Origin of the sequence: Citrobacter sp. C13, assembly GCF_014596815.2 — a bacterium.
GTDB classification, from domain to species: domain Bacteria; phylum Pseudomonadota; class Gammaproteobacteria; order Enterobacterales; family Enterobacteriaceae; genus Citrobacter; species Citrobacter portucalensis.
The window spans coordinates 1,175,947-1,194,742 of record NZ_CP115024.1; the positions used below are offsets into that span (position 1 = coordinate 1,175,947).

The following is an 18,796-nucleotide window of genomic DNA, read 5'->3' on the forward strand; positions in this document are numbered from 1 at the left end:
GAAACCCATGTTATCTGCAAACCGCATTGAAGAAGTCATTAAAAACTGTCAGGCACTGATCCAACAAAAAAGTTATTCCGGTCAGGAAGGGGAAGTGGTTAATGCCATAAAAACAATGATGCAGCATTACCAATTCGATGACATCCACGTTGATAAGTACGGCAACATTGTTGGCGGCATTGTCGGCAACCAGCCGGGGAAAACGCTGGTTCTCGATGGACATATCGATACCGTGCCGGTGACTGAAGAGAAGTGGTCCCGCAACCCATACGGCGGCGATATTGAAGATGGCAAAATTTATGGTCGCGGCACAACTGACATGAAAGGCGCCGTGGCGGCGATGATCTCCGCCGTGGGCTTTTTCGGTCAAGACAATCAGCGAAATTTTGCCGGGAAAATCTACGTTGCGTGCATTGTGCACGAAGAGTGTTTTGAAGGTATTGCTGCCCGCCTGGTCAGCGAGCGCTATAAGCCAGACTACGTGATCATTGGTGAAGCTTCCGAGTTAAACCTGAAAATTGGTCAGCGTGGCCGTGCTGAGATTGTGGTCGAAACCTTTGGTAAGCCCGCACACTCCGCTAACCCACAGGCGGGGATTAACGCAGTGTACAAAATGGCGCAATTGATCGACAAAATTCGCACGATCACGCCGCCGACGCATCCGGTTCTGGGGCCTGGTATTCTGGAACTGACCGACATTAAATCTTCGCCGTACCCGGGAGCCTCGGTGGTACCGGATTACTGTCGCGCAACCTACGATCGCCGTTTGCTGGTGGGTGAAACCAAAGAAAGCGTGATTGCTCCGCTGGAAAATGCGCTTGCTGAACTTATTGCTCAGGATCCGCAGTTTAAGGCCCGAGTGTCCTACGCGGTGGGTCAGGAGTCTTGCTATACCGGCGCCACGATTGAGGGAGAGCGTTTCTTCCCTGGCTGGGTGTACGACGAGTCCGACGAATTCGTGCAGGCAGCGTTGGCGGGCATTCGTGAGGCTGGCTTTAATCCAACCATTACGCAGTACTCATTTTGTACCAACGGCAGCCACTATGCGGGCGAAGCGGGAATCAAAACCATCGGCTTCGGTCCTTCACGAGAAAACCTGGCACACACCATTGATGAGTATATCGAGATCGATCAGTTAACCGGCTCGGCCAGCGGCTATTACAGCATCATCCAGACACTCTATCGCCAATAAAAATAAAGATAACCACCTCTTACCTTACAGGCGGTGTCGCTCAGCAGCACCGCCATGGAGAATAACGATGAAAACCATTTTCAAAAACGGAAATGTAATCGATGGGACGGGCAGTGAAGGCAGAATTGCCGATGTGATGGTTGATGAAGGACGTATTGTCGAAATCGGTCAAATTGAGGTTGGCATCAATGAACAGGTAATTGATGCAACAGGAAAAATTATTTGCCCTGGCTTTATTGATACCCATACGCACTCTGACCTGTCGGCCATTATTAACCCCGCGCTATCGGCAAAAATTCGTCAGGGTATTACTACCGAGCTATTGGGTCAGGATGGCGTCGCCTTAGCGCCGCTACCTGAAGAATATATTCCAGCCTGGCGTAAAAATATCGCCGGACTGGATGGTGACACCGACAAAATTGACTGGAAATACAAAAATACAGACGGTTATCTCAATCTGCTGGCATCGCGTCATCCGGCGACAAACCTCGCGTATTTAGTTCCTCATGGCAACGTGCGCATGGAAGCGATGGGCCTGGATGGGCGTCCTTCAACCCGTGAAGACGTGGCGAAGATGTGTGAAGTCCTTGAGCGGGAGCTAAAAGCCGGGGCATTTGGGCTTTCCACCGGACTTATCTATATGCCTTGCGCCTTTGGTGATACGGCCGAAATGATTGAACTGTGTAAGGTCACAGCGAAATATGACGGGATCTTTGTGGTGCATCAGCGCAGCGAAGCTGACGATATTATCAACTCAACCCAGGAACTGATTGATATCGCCAAAGCCACCGGCGTCTGGCTGCATATTTCGCATATGAAGGTTTGCGGCAAGAAAAACTGGGGGCTGATCGACCAGATGCTGGGCATGCTGGAACAGGCGCAGGAAGAGGGAATTCGTATCTCTTTCGACCAGTATCCGTATGTGGCGGGCAGTACGATGCTTGGCGTGATCCTGCCGCCGTGGGTTCACTCCGGTGGTACGGACAAATTACTTGAGCGTCTCGCCTCGCCCGAACTGCGCGCCAAAATGATTGACGATATTCAGCAGGGGATTCCTGGCTGGGATAACTTTATCGATTTTGCCGGCTTGGACCAGATTTTTGTCACCAGCGTGAAAACGGCAAAAAATCAGGATGCTGTCGGTTTGAACCTCGTTCAGTTGGGCGAGCTGCGCGGAAAAGATCCGTATAACGCCACCTTCGATCTGCTCTTTGAAGAGGAAAACGCCGTGGGGATGGTCGACTTCTACGGTACCGAAGAGCACGTGATTAAGTTTCTCTGTCGACCTGAGCAAAACGTCTGTACAGACGGCTTAATGGGGGCAGGCAAACCGCACCCGCGCGTGTTTGGCGCATTCCCTCGCGTACTCGGTAAATATGTCCGTGAAGAGGGATGTCTGAGCTGGGAAGCGGCAATCCGCAAGATGACGGGAAAACCTGCTGAAGTATTGGGTTTACAGGATCGCGGACTGCTGAAGGTAGGTTATGCAGCGGATATTGTGATGTTCGATCCGAACACAATTACGGATAAAGGCACTTTTGTGGAACCCAATCAGTACCCGGAAGGGATTGAAATTGTCATGGTTAATGGGCGTATTGCCTTAATCAATGGCACGGAAAGTTATGCCTGTAGCGGTACGGTTATTAGAAAACAATATTAATAAATAACGCTAAACACGCATGGATCTATCGCGACTATTTATGGCCGCGGTAGATCACTACACCCTAAGGACATCACAATGAACCTACAAACGTCTTTACCTTCAGGTAAACCCAAGACCTGGAAAGCAAGATATACCGTCCTGACCCTGATCTGGCTGGCGTGGCTGCTCTCTTTTCTCGACAGAATGGTGATGAGCGTTTCGCTCCCTTATATTGGTAAAGATTTAAATCTTGATACGACTCAACAAGGTTTAATTATTAGCGCCTTTTTTATTGGTTATGCCGCGTTTCAAATTCCCGGTGGATTACTGGCAGATAAGTTTGGCTCGCGCAAAATCATGGCCATTGGTATTGCATGGTGGTCTGTGTTCACCAGCTTAACCGGCGCTGTGCTGACGCTGCCGCTGATGTTAGCAGTACGGTTCTTCTTTGGTATCGGTGAGGGATGTTTCCCGTCGGCCTCATGGAAGATGATATCAACCTATTTCCCGTCGAAAGAGCGTGGCCGCGCCACGGCGATTCAGTCAACGGTGAACACCTTAGGCCCAGCGCTGGCGGTAGTTGTGGCGGCAAGCATCATCGGGGCATTTGGCTGGCACATGGTTTTTATCGTGCTGGGTATTCCCGGTCTGTTTATCGCGGCAGGTATCTACTTATTTACGCGTGACAACCCGAAAGATCACCCTGCCATTACGCAGCAAGACCTGGCTGAGCTGGCTGCTGACGATCAGGGGAGCCTGCAAAACACCAGTGCTATCGCGTTTAAAGACGTACTCAAAATGCCGGTGCTCTGGCAAATGGCCAGCATCTGGTTTTTGTTTGATATCACCTTCTGGGGTTTTTCAACCTGGCTGCCAAGCTACCTGATTACCGTACGAGAATTTTCTCTGGCAAAGACCGGTGTCATGGCGGCCATACCTTTCCTGTTCGGGGCAGGCGGAACATTATTAGGCGGTTATTGCTCAGACAAATTCAAACCCCAGCGTAAAACGCTGTATGTTGTAACCTCTGTTATTGCCGCGGGATTCCTGTATCTGACTTTCAGCGTGAGCAGTGCAGATATGGCGGTGGTTTATCAGTGTGTCTCAGCCCTGTTCATGTTCTTTGCCATGGCGACGTTCTGGGGCATTCTGATGGATACGATCCCGAGCAACATCATGGGGCGGGCATCCGGTATTGTTAACTTTGGTGGCCAGATGGCAGGGGTTGTATCAGCGCCGATCATCGGCTGGCTTATCCAAAGCAGCGGCGGAAGCTATAACAGCGCCTTTATCTTTATGATTGCTGCACTGTTGTGCTCAGCTGTCGTTACGCTGACAGTCAAAAGTTCGCACGCAGTGGGGGCGTTGCCCAGTAAAGCCTGATTAATGTTTCTCTCTCTTGTGGCTCTGCTGTTCCAGAGCCACATTAAGGATGACGGAAATAAGTGATTTAGAGCCTATCCCATTAGGCTCTTAGTGGAAACTCAGGAATCGGTTGGAAAGAAATGCAGAGGATCTTTTAATCGTTTTCTCTAAGGAAAACAGTATAGGATTTTGTAAACTACAAAAATGAGATGTTTTGTTATCTCTTTTATCTATAACAGGAAAGGGGTAAAAAACCTTATTTTTAGGGAAGCATTCTGTATAAATGCTCATATGGTTTAATACTTCGCTGTTCAATGGTTTGGCCTTGTTACATATCTCGTTGGCGAATGCACTGCATTTGCTGCAATTACAACGACATGCAGAATAGTCAGTCGAGATGAGGGAATCATTATTGCCAATATTAAATCCTAACTTTCCTCGCCGGATATAAGCATCCATTATTCCACTGGCTTCATATTTTAGCAGTAATCCCTCCCGTTCACTCCGCGTTAAAGATGGCGATAATATATAACTCAGCAACAAGGTGGTTCTTTCATTTATGGATGGATATATATTTAAATTGTTGATCTGTTTCGTCTTAATGATGAAATAGGACGCGATGACAAAGCCAAGGCATCGAGCGGTGCTCATCTGCAGATCCCAGTTGTCTTTTTGTACGGTATATTCGTATGTTACAGGCATGAGTGAATGTTCGTACGCTAAAAAGTCGGCAATAAACTCCATGGTCCTGATATACGGAAGTTGGTTGCCATTCATCTTGATGTATTGATGTTGGTAACACATCAAATGAACCAATTCATGAAAGAAAACAAAGTTCATAAAAGATCGGGCGGTGTTAAGAGAAACCTCTACTGAATGTATGTCAACGCGATTGGCTATAATGCATAGTGCTGTATCGGCTAAGGCTGTGTGTTTAAATATGGAGGCAAGATCGAGACTGATGTTTAAGTTGTATGCTCCCGCAACAATAATTACCCATGAATAGAATCTGTGATTAATTGCAATATATGCAATATCTTCGTGGATAACTATCTGGATTAATGGTTCATTTTCGTTAACAAAACCCCATACGGTTTTGTTCACCGGGATGAGTGAGTCTTTACCCAGCCATGCTTCGATCATCAAATCCAGCTCAGTAAATGAGTACCATGTAATATCGGTATCAATATCTTCAGGTGAACACCAGGATTGATAAGGCCATGCGTCAGGCATTGTGTCAGGGAATACAACATTGTTTAATGATTCTCGTATTTGATTCATTTTGCTATACGCCATCAATCAATTGCTTTGCTTACTACCAGAAGCGAAACGTAAGTTGCTGTTCTGGTAACCTATTTTTCTCCTTAGAATGTGAAAGTGGTGCTTTTAACGTTGGCCGGTTTTTCTTCCCGCCAGGTTGTGCCAGTGTACGATCCCTCTGTGTTTACAGTTTCTCCAAAATTCAGGTTAGTAAAATTGTTATCACCCGAAAGTATGAAAAAATGCGCTATCTTATTTTTTTAGCAGCGCATCGATGTAACCTGGAAATTTGAAAATGCGCTGTTTCTGCTTTATTTAAGCATAAAGACAAGTGTAGGATAATTTCATATAGAAATAAAATTAACAAAAAACGGTCGTAGGCAACGTATTGAAAAATAATATTTGTTTGTAATGTAAAGTTGCTGGCATAGAAATATGCATGGGAATGTTCAACGTAAGCGGCTATTTGATGGCGGCTTTCCACCATGCCACCCTAACGGAATGTTCGTCAGATGAGGGGCATTTTCCGTATTTTTACGGTTCTAATGATTACTACGCTATTGATATTAATAACTTTGTTAAGAATGAACCCTAATAAATGAAAGGCCTGTCCTACATGTGTAGGAATTTTCCTTTACGTTGTGTTAATGATTTGATATTCACAAAGGTTCAAAGTTTAATTTTTGTAAATCAAAATGTTATTTTTATGATTTATTCATTCGAATTATGAAAAAATAATAAAATATACGCGTGGCTATGCTAGAATTTTCCTCTTAAAGTCTTGCGTTTATAAAACATAATATTGAAGACTCATCTGCTCTATAGCCATCGCCTCTCTTTATTTATCGGGATTCTTATACGCAATGAACGCGATAATCGTTGACGATCACCCATTGGCTCGCATTGCCATCCGCAACTTACTCGATACCAATGGTATCGCTGTGACCACCGAACTCGACAGTGGGGATCAAGTGGTTCAAACCGTTGAAAAAACCAAACCGGAGCTGTTGATTATCGATGTGGATATTCCGGGTATCAGTGGCATCGAAGTGCTGGAGCAGCTGAGAAAGCGGCACTATGCTGGTGTAATCATTATCATTTCAGCCAAAAATGAATTTTTTTACGGCAAACGTAGCGCCGAATACGGTGCCAACGGATTTGTGAGTAAAAAAGAAGGTATGAATAATATTCTTGCCGCAATCGAAGCAGCAAAAAATGGCTATAGCTATTTTCCCTTTTCCCTTGAGCATTTTACTGGTTCATCCGTCAGCGAGCAGGATAAGCTTGATACGTTGTCGAACCAGGAAATGAGAGTATTGCGTTATATCCTTAATGGCATGGATTACAGCACAATTGCCAGCAAAATGAATATCAGTAATAAAACGGTAAGTACCTATAAAAGCCGGTTGATGGAAAAATTAGATTGTTCATCATTAATGGAAATTTATGATTATGCGCAGAGAAATAAAATAGGATAGAGTAATGCTGGAACGCTTTTTTATTTTTTTGATGGTCATCTTTACCATCGGGTTGTCTACGGGTGTAAGCTCAGCTCGGCAAGTTGAGCTAAAAAGTAACTATAATACCTCAGTGCAAAATATCGGCTTGAACAGGGAAGAAACAAACTGGTTAGCGCATAAAAAAACCTTGGTTGTTGGCACCTGGTTACCGGAAGTCTCCCCCATTGTTTATCAAAATAGCGGTGAATATTATCGGGGCGTCAACGCGGATTACCTTGCGTTAATGCAAAAGAACCTCAATCTAAAAATCATTATAAAGCAGTATGATAATGAGCAAGAGGCGCAGGCCGCGCTCGCCAATAACGATGTTGATACGCTGATAACCCAACTGTCACGACGCCAGGATGTTGGCGGAAATCTGTTGCGCACTTCGGCATTGCTGACCACATGGCCGACGCTTGTAACATCGCTAAAAAACACTCTGCTGCCGCTGACCACGAACCATCAGGTTAGCGTCGCGTGTGTGCGGGATTGCCCTTTTCTCGATGTTATCCAGGGGGCTTTTCCTGAGGCTAAAGTCTCATTTTATGACGACGAGTATCAGGCTATGGCGTCGGTAGTGAATGGCGATAACCAATATTATATTGGTAACAATATCACCAGCAGTCATTGTATCTCTCGATACTTCTCACAATCACTGGTTATTACGCACTACTTTGATAAGCAAGAACAATATAATTATTTTGTCGTTAACGAAGATCAGCCTGTATTAAGAAATATTCTTGATGGTTTCATTACGTCAATCAGTAATGAAATTCATATGCAAGTCATGCAGAACTGGCTGAACCGCGGCAACCTTGCCTATCTGAATGCGCCTATTCCTTTCACCGATCAGGAAAAAGCGTGGTTGAAGAAAAAGCATGTTATCCGCATTTTAATCAACCCAGATTACTCGCCCTATACGCTGGTCGATCGCAGTGGTGAGTTACGCGGTATTGTTGGTGATTTGCTGAATATTATTCATCTGCAAACGGGGCTCGATTTTGAACCCATTTTAGCTAGCTCCAAAAGTGAGCAGACAAAGCAAATAAGCGGCGAACAGTGGGATATGTATCCCACTATCACGCTAACTCATCAAAACCCGAGCAATTCGGCCTTTAGCGATCCGCTGATGAATGTGGCATTTGTGATGATCACTTCCCGTGAGGAAACCGCCGACTCGCTACTGGAGAAGCCGATACGCATTGCTTTGCCTGCCGGGCATGTGCTGGAAAGCGAGCTGAAGCAACGCTATCCGCAGGCCACCTGGGTGAATGCGGATACTGGCAGCGTTGCGATGGCCATGGTCAAGGAGGGCAGCGTTGATGCGGCAATCGCTACCGAATTGTCGGCAAGATTTATGGTCGATCATTACTACCAGAAAAATATGCACTTTTTTAGACTTCCAGATATGCCTGGTGCGTCGGTAAGTTTTGCAATCTCTCCCCGCGAGCCGATGTTGAAGTCTGTTATGGATAAAGCGCTGCAGGCCATACCGCCACGTGAAATTTTGCAGATGACAGAGAGGTGGTCGAAAATTTCCAATACGCAGGTCGATTTCTGGAGTCGATATAGCAAACAGTTCTATCAACTGGGGGTATTCGCCCTGCTGCTGATAGCGATCAGCCTAATCTGGGGGATCTCACTCTCCCGTGAGGTAAATAAAAGGAAACAATCGCAGCGGCTACTGGAAGAGCAGCTTCATCTCAAAGAAGCATTATCTCAAGAACTGGAAAACGAAAAGAATAAAGCGATTGAAGCAACCAAGGCCAAAAGTCGCTTTCTGGCAAGTATGAGCCATGAATTACGTACCCCGGTAAGTTCGATTGTTGGCTTTGTGGAATTACTGTCGAGTTCAGAACTCAGCCCGGCACAGCGAAAAGAGGCGATTGCCCTTACCGGGGCGACGGCCCAGTCATTGCTTGGGCTAATCGGTAAGATTCTGGATGTGGATAAGATAGAGTCTGGTAAATACCAGGTTGTTCCTCAATGGACGGATCTCTCGCAGCTCATTGAATTGCAGTGCCACTCTTTCGATGCTTTAGCCAGACAGAAAGGTATTACGCTGGCTTGCGTTAGCCAGTTGCCGGCAAACGAACGGGTATTTGTCGATCAGCAGGCTTTGCGGCAAATTCTCACCAACCTGGTGGGCAATGCGTTGAAGTTTACCGAGCAGGGCAGTATTCATGTGACGGCCCGTTTGACGCCTGACGGGGAGAATCACGGTACCCTGACCATCGCCATTAGCGACACCGGTTGCGGGATTAGTGAAGAGGAGCAGGCGGGATTATTTCATCGTTACGCTCAGGGGCGCTGCGGGCGTCAACAAACCGGTTCCGGTCTGGGGTTATTTATCTGTAAAGAACTGGTGACGCTGATGGGTGGGACGCTGGAATTGATGAGCGTCCCGTTGCAAGGAACCACGTTTACCATAACGCTGCCGGTTGAAACGGCTCGACAGTCGATTGTACCGGATGGCGATGCGCCTGGAACTCTGTTACCGCTGCCGTGTCTGTCTATTTTGATTGCAGACGACAACCCAACCAATCGCCTGCTGCTCAAGCGACAGTTGAATGCCATTGGCTACAGCGTGGATGAAGCGTGTGATGGGGAGGAAGCAGAAGCCAAACTGGCGAAGAAATCGTACGATCTGCTGATAACCGATGTAAACATGCCGAAAAAAGACGGGTTTGATCTCGCGGCTTCGCTACGTCGTCAACAGCCGAATTTACAAATATGGGGACTGACGGCCAGCGCACTTCCACAGTCACGCGATCGATGCCTGCAAAATGGTATGAATTTGTGCCTGTTCAAACCTGTGTCGATTCAGACACTGACCCATGAATTGAGTAAAATCGAAACTGGTTATGCGTCTCCTTGTACAATCCGGCATTTGAAATTCAATGTGTTGACGGAAAATACCGGCGGCGATCGCGCACTAATGAACGAGATCCTTGAGACATTTCGCGAGGCAACGCTGAATGATATACAAGCGGCTGAGAAGGCCGTTCTGCAAGATGAACCTCAGCTGTTTTTGCGCGCTCTTCACCGGTTGCATGGCTCGGCGCAAATTCTGGGCATCACTGCGCTACAAAACCTGTGCGAACCTTTCGAATCCAGACGACATGACGATCTTCCTCTGGCAGTACGCCAGGAGGCATTGCAGAAGATTATTGCTGTTATGCGGGAAATTGAGATTGAGATAGACAGTCTGATTAGCCATTAATCCCCCTGATCGGGTAGCCGTAGCTGCCCGATCAGGAGAGAAAGTCCTGGTTCAACACTCCGTAGTGCTGAGTACTACTGGCCTGCGCCGATCATCTCGCTATCGACCACAATGCCATCTTCAGCACCTTTTAACACAAGGTTTGCTTCATAGTATTTACCGGAAGACAGCAGTTTTTGCGCGCTGGCAACGGCTTTACGAGTCTGATTCAGAGGCATCAGGTATTGGGTCTGAAGCACGCTGATACCAGCCAGTTGCAGGGTATCCACTGCACCTTTCCAGTCGCCTTTGGCCATTTTGCCATTAGCTGTTTTGATAGCAGACTCTTTGGCCGGAGTAGCAATATAGTCTTCTGACAGCGCGATCGTAGCGTTAATAACCACGTACTGATCGTCAATCATCTTGGCTTTAGGCGCAGCTTTTACAAATTTCGCCCAATCTTTGCTGTCGCCTGCCAGCAGGGAAGCGGCGTCATCGGTTAATTTTTTAGCGCTGTCAGGCTGTCCATGAAACAGGGCCAGACGAGCAAGCTGAATATCACGCATCGCATTTGCGCCTTGCACTGCGACCTGCATAACATCGGCAGCTTCTTTTTGTACATTTGCGGTAGCAGCTTGCGCCGCAGTGGTTGTGGTAGCAGTAGCAGCCATCACTGGTGCTGAACCCATCATGGTTGCAAGCACACCCGCAAGAATAATCTTTTTCATTACTTTCTCCTGAATAAATTTGGTATATGTCACCAAACGCAATAAGCATATTAAATAATATTAAAGAGCGAAATCAGAGCCGGGACAGAATAATGACCGTTTAATCCTACACGTGTCAGATGTCTGACATGTGTAGGAATATACGTATAGCGACATTCTCTTGTTCTTATATACGCTTCCTTAGCGGAAGTCTTATCATTCCACTGTAAGTAACATATGTTGAGTGAGTAATAATTCTTGTGTCAACAGGTTACATTGCGTTTATGTATAACGGAGGATGTATGTTTGTTTTTAATCAGCGTAGCCTGAGAGCGTTTAATGAAAAAACACTCGTTCATTATAAAAAGCACGCGACGATTATGGCGGTGCTGATGTTGATTTGCGGCATCTGCTGCTTAATTTATCCGATTGCTGCAGGTGTTTATTTAAGCTATGCAACCGGCTTTATGTTCCTGGTATGTGGTTTCTATTCTATTTATAGCCTGTTTAGCTCAGGTAAAAAGCAATTGAAAGCCAAATTTACCTATGCCTTTTTTGCTATCGCGTGGTTACTGCTGGGTTACTGTTTCCTCGTGAATCCTGTGATAGGCATGAATTCATTGGCAATGGTATTTTGCTGCCTGTTTATTCTGGGGGGGATTTTTCGTATCGCCTCTGGGGTCAAACTGTTCCGCAGTCCGGGTTATGGATGGAACATTTTTATTGGTATTTTTGACCTGCTTATTGCCGGCGTATGGCTGAATATGGATCCCGACAGATCGTATGTATTTACCTCAATCTTTATTGGTGTCGAGATGATCTTTAGTTCTTTAGCTTTTATCAGTCTGCGTAGAAATGCGACGCTGGTTAAAACTGATAAGCTCGCCGATAAAAATTAATGCTACTTCTGGAGCGCATAGTGAATATTAAGATGATGGTTTCTGCAGCTATTCTTGTGACCTCTATTATGGCGCCAATGACCCGTGCTTTGGCTACTCAGGCAACGGAAGCTGCGCCACAAGATATGACCTGTAAAGAATTTGTTGATATGAGTCAGCAATACAAGACGGCAATTGCCTTTGTGATTGTTAATAAAAATTCGGACTTTAAAGGCGATGATTATGTTCCCCTGCATGAGGTGGAAACGGAAGCTGTACCGAAAATGGTTAAAATGTGCCATCAGCATCCGAATACAAAACTGGGTGAACTGGCTGTAAATCTGAAAGGTTCCGGTCTGCACTATTGATTAACCGTTTTGATAGCCTGGCATTCGTTAGAACTGACAACCTCTGTACCTACCCCAGTCGTTCCCTACAAAAAATCCGCGTAATGCTTACCCTGCTATCCACGAGAAATTCTCTGGATAGCCGTGCCCGCTAATAACCGTAGACCTGACAAACGAAGCCCTATCCCTGGGATTTAATAATCTAAACCCAGGGATAGGGCAGGGGATCAGCGTCGAGCTTTAAATCGCGCTAACGTATTTTCAACGAGGACAAAGAACACTGGAACAAAATAGATTGCCAGTACCGTCGCGGCCAGCATCCCTCCGATAACCCCCGTACCGACGGCATTTTGCGCACCAGAGCCCGCGCCGTTGCTTATTGCCAGCGGAATAACCCCCAGGATGAAGGCCAGTGAGGTCATCAGAATTGGACGTAAGCGCATTTGCGCGGCTTCCACTGCAGCTTCAAGCGGCGTTTTCCCTTCTTTCTGCATAATCTCGACGGCAAACTCGACGATCAGAATGGCGTTTTTAGCCGACAGCCCCATGGTGGTGAGCAGGCCTACCTGGAAATAAACATCATTGCTCAGGCCGCGCAGATCGGTAGCCAGTAAAGCGCCGACCACCCCGATTGGCACAACCAGCATCACCGAGAACGGGATCGACCAGCTTTCATACAGTGCCGCCAGCGCCAGAAACACGACGATCAGCGAAATGCCGTACAGCATTGGTGCCTGGTTTGTGGATAGCGCCTCCTGATAAGACAGACCGGTCCAGGCATAGCCGACGCCTGCGGGCAGTTTATTAATCAGCGATGCCATAAATTTCATCGCATCACCACTGCTTTTCCCTTCAACCGGCTGGCCCAGAATTTCCATTGCGGGTTGACCGTTGTAGCGTTCAAGGCGAGGAGAACCGTAGGTCCACTCGGTGGATGAGTAGGCGGAAAGCGGCGTCATTGCGCCGGAGGCGTTACGTACGTACCAGTGGTTGATATTGTCCGGCAACATACGGAACGGCGTATCGGCCTGGACATACACTTTTTTTACGCGCCCCTGGTTCAGGAAATCATTAACATAGCGACTACCAAACGCGGTGGAGATGGTCTGATTAATATCTGATAACGCAACGCCCATAGCTTCAGCCTTTTTGGCGTTGACGTGAATGCGGAACATCGGTGTATCTTCCAGGCCGTTCGGACGTACCCCGTCAACCTCACCGGATGACTGGGTGGCCAAAGCCAGAAGCTGGTTCCGCGCCTGCATCATTTTCTCATGCCCAAGATTACCGTTATCCAGTAGCTCCATATCAAAACCTGAAGCCGTCCCCAGTTCCGCGACTGCGGGTAAATTGAACGGATAAACGACGGCATTATTGATGGTGCTTAAGGCCATCATTGCCCGTCGAATAATGGCGGTAACCGAGTTTTCTTCGCCAATGCGTTCTGACCAGGGCTTCAGGCTGATAAACGCCAGACCGTTGTTTTGTCCCTGGCCGCTGAAACCAAATCCGCCAACGGTGAAAACAGAAGCGACGTTTTTCTGTTCTTTTGTCAGGTAGTAGTCGGTTATTTCTCCGAGCACTTTGCTGGTGTTCACCATCGTTGAACCCGAAGGCAATTGTGCCGTGGTCATGAATACCCCCTGATCTTCTTCAGGCAGAAAGGAGGTCGGAGTGCGTAAAAACAGCACAATCATGCCCGCACCAATGACTAAATAGACGACCATATAGCGGCCTGTGCGACGTAGCAGTCTACGGGTGCTGTCCGTGTAGTGCTGAGTGCATTTCTCCATGAAGTGGTTGAAACGGGTAAACAGAAAATGTGTGTTTGCTTTTTCTCCCTCGTGAGATTTTAACAGCATGGCGCAAAGTGCTGGCGTCAGGCTCATTGCCACAAATACCGACAGCAGCATGGAAGAGATTAAGGTGATGGAAAACTGACGGAAAATCTCACCCGTTGCTCCGCTCATAAACGCCATCGGCATAAATACGGCGGATAACACGACGGCAATACCAACCAGCGCCCTCTGGAGTTGGCCCATTGCTTTATGCGTTGCCGCTTTTGGGGACAAGTGCTCTTCAGCAATAATACGTTCTACGTTCTCAACCACCACGATGGCATCATCGACCAACAGCCCTATCGCCAGCACCATGCCAAACATCGTGAGCGTGTTAATCGAAAAACCGGCGACGTCGAGTATTGCAAAGGTGCCGAGGATAACCACCGGAACGGCGATAGTGGGGATAAGCGTCGCGCGGAAACTTTGCAAAAACAGATACATGACGAGGAATACCAGAATGATTGCCTCGATCAAAGTATGAAAAACACCCTGAATCGAAATCTCGATAAACGGCGTGGTGTCATAGGGATAAACGGTTTTCATACTGGCCGGAAACCAGGCCGATAATCTGTTCAGCTCTTGTTTGACCGCCTGGGACGTTGCCAGGGCATTGGCGCCAGCGGCAAGTTTAATCGCAATCCCGGCGGCGGGTTTGCCGTTGTAACGTGCAACCGTTGCATAATTTTCCGCACCCAGCTCAATGCGCGCGACATCGCGCAGCAGAACCTGAGAACCATCTTGCTGAACTTTAAGGAAGATCTTGCCAAATTCATCGGTCGTTTGCAGACGCGTCTGGACGATTATCGACGCATTTAACTGCTGATCGGCTGACTGAGGCATGCCCCCCAATTGCCCGCCAGATATCTGATTATTCTGCACTTTGAGCTGGGTAATGACGTCCTCGGGAGTGAGGTTATACTTGTCGAGCTTTTGCGGATCCAACCAGATGCGCATGGCGTATTGAGAACCGAATAACTGCACGCTCCCCACCCCGGCAGTGCGGCTTAGCGGATCTTTAATGTTCGAGGCCACATAGTCGGCAATATCATATTGGCTCAGGCTGTTATTATCAGAGATAAAACCGGCGACCATTAATATATTGCTACTGGATTTATCAACGCTGATCCCTTGCTGTTGTACTTCCTGCGGCAAGGAAGGCATCGCCAGCTGTAGTTTATTCTGTACCTGAACCTGCGCAATATCGGGTGACGTACCCGTTTTGAAGGTCAGGATAATCGAGGCATTACCTGCCGCATCGCTGGTGGATGACATATACATCAGGCCATCAAGACCATTCATATTCTGTTCAATCACCTGGGTGACGGAGTCTTCAACGGTCTTTGCGTCAGCCCCTGGGTAGGCAGCGCTGATGGTAATGGTTGGGGGCGCAATTTGTGGATATTGGGCGACAGGCAGGTTCATTATCGCGATACCGCCCGTAAACATCATGATAATAGCGAGCACCCAGGCGAAAACCGGGCGCTCAATAAAAAAGTTGGCCATGAAGAAAGTGTCCTTAATGCCTGAAATATTACTGTTCAGCTACCGTGTCAGATGTGTTCAGTTTTGAAGGGAGGACCCGGGCTTTGATTCCCGGACGAATTCTTTGTAATCCGGACACAATGACCCGATCGCCAGGACGTAATCCCGCGGTCACTAACCATTGATTACCAACGGCCTTCACTGCGTTTATTTCACGCAGTTGCACTACGTTTTCCTGGTCAAGGATCAGCGCGGTGGCTTTTCCTTGCTCGTTATGCGTAATTCCTTGCTGGGGGACCATCAACACGTTTTGTTGACTGCCTTCGTCCAGCAACGCCGTGACATACATACCGGGTAAAATTTCACCTTCAGGATTGGGAAATACGGCGCGCAGGGTTACCGAACCGGTGGTCTCATCAACAGCGGGATCGGAAAACTCAAGCGTACCGGTATGGCGATAGGGTTTGCCGTTTTCCAGCATCAGCTCAACCGGAATTTTGCCTTGTTGCTGGGCGATTTGGCCGTTGGCTTTCTCTTCTTTCAGGCGTAAGAAGTCCTGTACTGACTGGGTTAAATCAACATAAATCGGATCTAATCTCTGAACGGTGACCAGCGCGTTTTCCTGATTGGCAGTAACCAGGGCACCCACGGTCACGGAGGATTTACCGCTGATGCCATCAATGGGCGAGGTAACATTGGCGTATCGAAGATTGATGGTGGCTTGTTCAAGATCCGCTTTAGCGACGGCAACATTGGCTTGCGCTTCATTAAGCTGTGAACGCGTCGTGTCATAGTCCTGGCGGCTGACGTAATTGGATTTTATTAATGCTGACTGCCGATTGAGTGTCTGACGAACATTATTGGCGGTAGCCTGTGCCTTTGCCAACGCACCTTTGGCTGAGTCCAGTCGTGCCTGCAGCGGGGCTGGATCAATTTGATACAGTGACTCTCCTTTGCTGACTTTATCACCTTCAATAAAGTTGCGTTTTATGATGATCCCACCAACCTGAGGGCGTATTTCGGCGATCTCGAACGCAAGCGCACGACCCGGAAGTTCGCTTTTAATATTTACTGAAGAGGGCGCTAAGGTAACAACGCCGACCTCGGGCTCCATAGCGGTTTTTACTGCAGGTTTATTATCGCAGGCGGTGATGATGACGCTACTAAAGAATAATGGTATCAACAGTAAGCATTTTCTGTTCATAGTAATCCCTGAATAATGTGTAAACACAAATGTTCTTTTATTGCATGCAGGGTGGGGGAGTTGTCGGTAAATAACAAAAGATGGTCAGGCATGAGAAGGGTAAAGCCCATTTCTTCGCTAAAGCATTAGCGGTTAAAAATTATATGTAACAGGAGGAATGCATGTTAAGCGAAGGATCTCATGAAGCAGGATGGCGCAATAAGATAAACACGGGGTGATGAGAGGGGGTGTTTGCCAACACCTGACTCCGGAATATAGTCGCGCCATCTTACCTCTGGGATTATTTCACTAGCTCCGGAGTTACCTGAGTGACTGTATTGGCGTAGTAAGGCGCTCCCCACATCGGCTCAGGCCAGAATGCGCCGTAACCATAATCCCACATGTTATAGGTGGTGTTGACAGACTCAGTTAAATGCCAAACCTGGATTCCTTGTAAATCAACTTTAACAAAGTTGTACGGGACTTTGTTGATGAATCCTGACTCATCTCCTTGAATTGTTCCCAAAATAGTCACGAAATGGTTTCTGTAGTTTACCGGATCGAGGAAACCTTTCTGCTGGGCAAGAATACGTCCCTGATAACTCGCGTCTATTTGTGGCTTAGCAGAGTCGTTCAGTGGCAGAACGGCGATTTCCAGCAACGTATCTTTTTTGGTGTTAATCACATTGATGACTTTACCGCCAAAACGGGCCTGCTGACCGGTATATAAACCGGGCTGGTTATGCACGGAGATAAAGTTTTTTTGGATATCGGGTTGATTATTACCTTTGATATTCTCAGGAATGGAAGCACATGATGCCAGGGTGAAAGCAAGGGCAATAATCATCAACCCTTTTGTATTTTTCATTTTACTTTCCTGCTTAAAAAAGACAGGCCTATAGTAAACCTTTGCGTATTATTGTCAGCACGCGCATTGTTGATTATCTAATATTAATATAATTGTAGCTTATGGTAATAACGGATTGTATTTTAGCTGGTCGTTGGATGAGGACGATATTTTCAACGACCATAAAAGTAACGGCAGAGATCACGCTGGCGGGAATGTAATAAAGCGGATCGTCAATTTTCGCGGTGCTCATCACCCGACAGAATGACCGTTTTCATGGCTTCCGTCACCTAGCCGGTAAGCCAGCGCCACCACTAGCGACTGCACCAGGCACAGCGTCGCAGACTGGGATCGAAACGCGTCAACCTGCGCCTCTTTCACCACAAAGCAGAGATCGCTGAATGTGGCCAGCGGGCTTATCTGGCTGTCGGTAATCACGATCTGGCGCGCGCCGGCATTGGCCGCAGTTTCGCTGACCATCACCGTTTCTTCCGCATAAGGTGAGAAGCTTATCGACACGACGATATCGTGCGCTTTGATGCGGTTAATCTGCTCGCGCAGCATTCCGCCCATTCCGTCGAGCAAAATAGGGCGACACTCAAGATGGCTCAGGGCGTAGGTGAGATAGGCCGCTACGCTAAACGAACGACGCAGACCTGCAATGTAAATGGTGTCGGCTTCTGCCAGCAATTGTACGGCGCGTTCCAGCATTTCAGGTTCGGCACGGGCTGCCAGCTGCTGGAGCGCCTGGGTATTCGAACGGGCGAACTCCTGCAGGATATCGAGCGGGGTTTCCGGTACGGCTTCGCTTTCCATCTCACGGAACATGCGCGCGCGGTCGCTGTAGCTGGCGGTTTCCTCTACCAGGTTCATACGAAACAGCTGTTTCATTTCATTGAAGCCGGTGAAGTCAAAAGCATTGGCGAAGCGGATCAGCGTAGAGGGTGGCACTCCGGCACGTTCAGCAATGACGGCAACCGTATCAAAGGCCACGCTATTGGTATTATCCAGCACATAGCGGGACACCTGCTGCAACCTCTTACTCAGGCTATCGTAGCGATCGCGGATTTGCTGCTGCAGCTCGTTCAGGCTGGTTGCTGTTGTCATTTTACCTCCTGGTACATAGTTTTATGATTCTAAACGCAAAACCGCGTCTTTGAAATGTCACTCATTCATCTGGCTGTAAAAACGAAACAAAAGCTTCAGGCTTGCCGTTCGCTGAAACGTTCTGCCAGTGCACGCTAATCATGCGATTCCGCTTGTTAACATAAAAACCCATCCTTGATCACATTAATCATTATTTATTTTATTTCAACTTAAAATGGAATGTTTGTTTCATATATAGTAC

General features: G+C 47.5%; 13 protein-coding genes. 7 read left to right on the top strand and 6 right to left on the bottom strand.

Annotated elements, in window-relative coordinates:
- Positions 1–7 precede the first annotated feature (7 nt).
- From IB222_RS05615 to IB222_RS05625, 3 genes are all read left to right on the top strand, one after another.
- Positions 8–1,192, top strand: a complete 1,185-nt coding sequence (locus IB222_RS05615; protein ID WP_149385065.1) for a YgeY family selenium metabolism-linked hydrolase — start codon at positions 8–10, stop codon at positions 1,190–1,192.
- A 67-nt stretch (positions 1,193–1,259) separates the two neighbouring features.
- Complete coding sequence (locus IB222_RS05620; protein ID WP_008785573.1) at positions 1,260–2,852, top strand: D-aminoacylase; 1,593 nt, start codon at positions 1,260–1,262, stop codon at positions 2,850–2,852.
- 78 nt (positions 2,853–2,930) lie between these two features.
- Positions 2,931–4,217 carry an MFS transporter gene (locus IB222_RS05625; protein ID WP_003826074.1) on the top strand — a complete coding sequence of 429 codons (1,287 nt, stop codon included), beginning with the start codon at positions 2,931–2,933 and terminating at the stop codon, positions 4,215–4,217.
- A 90-nt stretch (positions 4,218–4,307) separates the two neighbouring features.
- On the opposite strand, the gene IB222_RS05630 is transcribed toward IB222_RS05625, so the two are convergent.
- Positions 4,308–5,480, bottom strand: a complete 1,173-nt coding sequence (locus tag IB222_RS05630; protein WP_126956682.1) for a hypothetical protein — start codon at positions 5,478–5,480, stop codon at positions 4,308–4,310.
- Positions 5,481–6,322: 842 nt separating this feature from the next.
- On the opposite strand from IB222_RS05630, the gene evgA reads away from it, so the two are divergent.
- Both evgA and IB222_RS05640 read left to right on the top strand, forming a co-directional pair.
- Positions 6,323–6,937, top strand: a complete 615-nt coding sequence (gene evgA / locus IB222_RS05635) for an acid-sensing system DNA-binding response regulator EvgA (RefSeq protein WP_008785570.1) — start codon at positions 6,323–6,325, stop codon at positions 6,935–6,937.
- 4 nt (positions 6,938–6,941) lie between these two features.
- On the top strand, positions 6,942–10,184 hold the full coding sequence (locus tag IB222_RS05640; protein ID WP_149385064.1) for a transporter substrate-binding domain-containing protein: 3,243 nt from the start codon (positions 6,942–6,944) through the stop codon (positions 10,182–10,184).
- Positions 10,185–10,258: 74 nt separating this feature from the next.
- Here IB222_RS05640 and IB222_RS05645 read toward each other — a convergent pair whose 3' ends face one another.
- Entirely contained in the window at positions 10,259–10,891 is a 633-nt protein-coding gene (locus tag IB222_RS05645) for a YfdX family protein (protein WP_149385063.1), read from the bottom strand.
- A gap of 281 nt (positions 10,892–11,172) precedes the next feature.
- Between IB222_RS05645 and IB222_RS05650 the strand changes: the two genes are divergently transcribed.
- Complete coding sequence (locus IB222_RS05650; RefSeq protein WP_003826082.1) at positions 11,173–11,769, top strand: DUF308 domain-containing protein; 597 nt, start codon at positions 11,173–11,175, stop codon at positions 11,767–11,769.
- Positions 11,769–12,116 carry an HdeA/HdeB family chaperone gene (locus IB222_RS05655; RefSeq protein WP_125112795.1) on the top strand — a complete coding sequence of 116 codons (348 nt, stop codon included), beginning with the start codon at positions 11,769–11,771 and terminating at the stop codon, positions 12,114–12,116. The genes IB222_RS05650 and IB222_RS05655 overlap by 1 nt, the downstream gene beginning before the upstream one ends.
- A 206-nt stretch (positions 12,117–12,322) precedes the next feature.
- Here the strand turns inward: IB222_RS05655 and IB222_RS05660 are convergent, their stop codons facing one another.
- The 4 genes from IB222_RS05660 to IB222_RS05675 all read right to left on the bottom strand — a co-directional run bounded on the left by IB222_RS05660 (position 12,323) and on the right by IB222_RS05675 (position 18,555).
- Positions 12,323–15,439 carry an efflux RND transporter permease subunit gene (locus IB222_RS05660; RefSeq protein WP_149385062.1) on the bottom strand — a complete coding sequence of 1,039 codons (3,117 nt, stop codon included), beginning with the start codon at positions 15,437–15,439 and terminating at the stop codon, positions 12,323–12,325.
- Between the two features lie 28 nt (positions 15,440–15,467).
- Positions 15,468–16,622 (bottom strand): efflux RND transporter periplasmic adaptor subunit, encoded by a 1,155-nt coding sequence (locus tag IB222_RS05665; protein WP_149385061.1) that lies wholly within the window; start codon positions 16,620–16,622, stop codon positions 15,468–15,470.
- A 280-nt stretch (positions 16,623–16,902) separates the two neighbouring features.
- Positions 16,903–17,469, bottom strand: coding sequence for a Slp family lipoprotein (locus tag IB222_RS05670; protein ID WP_148361590.1), 567 nt, complete (start codon positions 17,467–17,469; stop codon positions 16,903–16,905).
- 231 nt (positions 17,470–17,700) lie between these two features.
- Positions 17,701–18,555 (bottom strand): MurR/RpiR family transcriptional regulator, encoded by an 855-nt coding sequence (locus tag IB222_RS05675; protein ID WP_149385060.1) that lies wholly within the window; start codon positions 18,553–18,555, stop codon positions 17,701–17,703.
- Positions 18,556–18,796 lie beyond the last annotated feature (241 nt).

What these genes read in the sequence shown, in the direction of transcription:
- IB222_RS05615 (WP_149385065.1), top strand. Translation starts at nt 8, where the DNA reads ATGTTATCTGCAAACCGCATTGAAGAAGTCATTAAAAACTGTCAGGCA.
- IB222_RS05630 (WP_126956682.1), bottom strand. Translation starts at nt 5,480, where the DNA reads ATGAATCAAATACGAGAATCATTAAACAATGTTGTATTCCCTGACACA.
- IB222_RS05675 (WP_149385060.1), bottom strand. Translation starts at nt 18,555, where the DNA reads ATGACAACAGCAACCAGCCTGAACGAGCTGCAGCAGCAAATCCGCGAT.
- IB222_RS05640 (WP_149385064.1), top strand. Translation starts at nt 6,942, where the DNA reads ATGCTGGAACGCTTTTTTATTTTTTTGATGGTCATCTTTACCATCGGG.
- evgA (WP_008785570.1), top strand. Translation starts at nt 6,323, where the DNA reads ATGAACGCGATAATCGTTGACGATCACCCATTGGCTCGCATTGCCATC.
- IB222_RS05655 (WP_125112795.1), top strand. Translation starts at nt 11,769, where the DNA reads ATGCTACTTCTGGAGCGCATAGTGAATATTAAGATGATGGTTTCTGCA.
- IB222_RS05645 (WP_149385063.1), bottom strand. Translation starts at nt 10,891, where the DNA reads ATGAAAAAGATTATTCTTGCGGGTGTGCTTGCAACCATGATGGGTTCA.
- IB222_RS05665 (WP_149385061.1), bottom strand. Translation starts at nt 16,622, where the DNA reads ATGAACAGAAAATGCTTACTGTTGATACCATTATTCTTTAGTAGCGTC.
- IB222_RS05650 (WP_003826082.1), top strand. Translation starts at nt 11,173, where the DNA reads ATGTTTGTTTTTAATCAGCGTAGCCTGAGAGCGTTTAATGAAAAAACA.
- IB222_RS05620 (WP_008785573.1), top strand. Translation starts at nt 1,260, where the DNA reads ATGAAAACCATTTTCAAAAACGGAAATGTAATCGATGGGACGGGCAGT.
- IB222_RS05660 (WP_149385062.1), bottom strand. Translation starts at nt 15,439, where the DNA reads ATGGCCAACTTTTTTATTGAGCGCCCGGTTTTCGCCTGGGTGCTCGCT.
- IB222_RS05670 (WP_148361590.1), bottom strand. Translation starts at nt 17,469, where the DNA reads ATGAAAAATACAAAAGGGTTGATGATTATTGCCCTTGCTTTCACCCTG.
- IB222_RS05625 (WP_003826074.1), top strand. Translation starts at nt 2,931, where the DNA reads ATGAACCTACAAACGTCTTTACCTTCAGGTAAACCCAAGACCTGGAAA.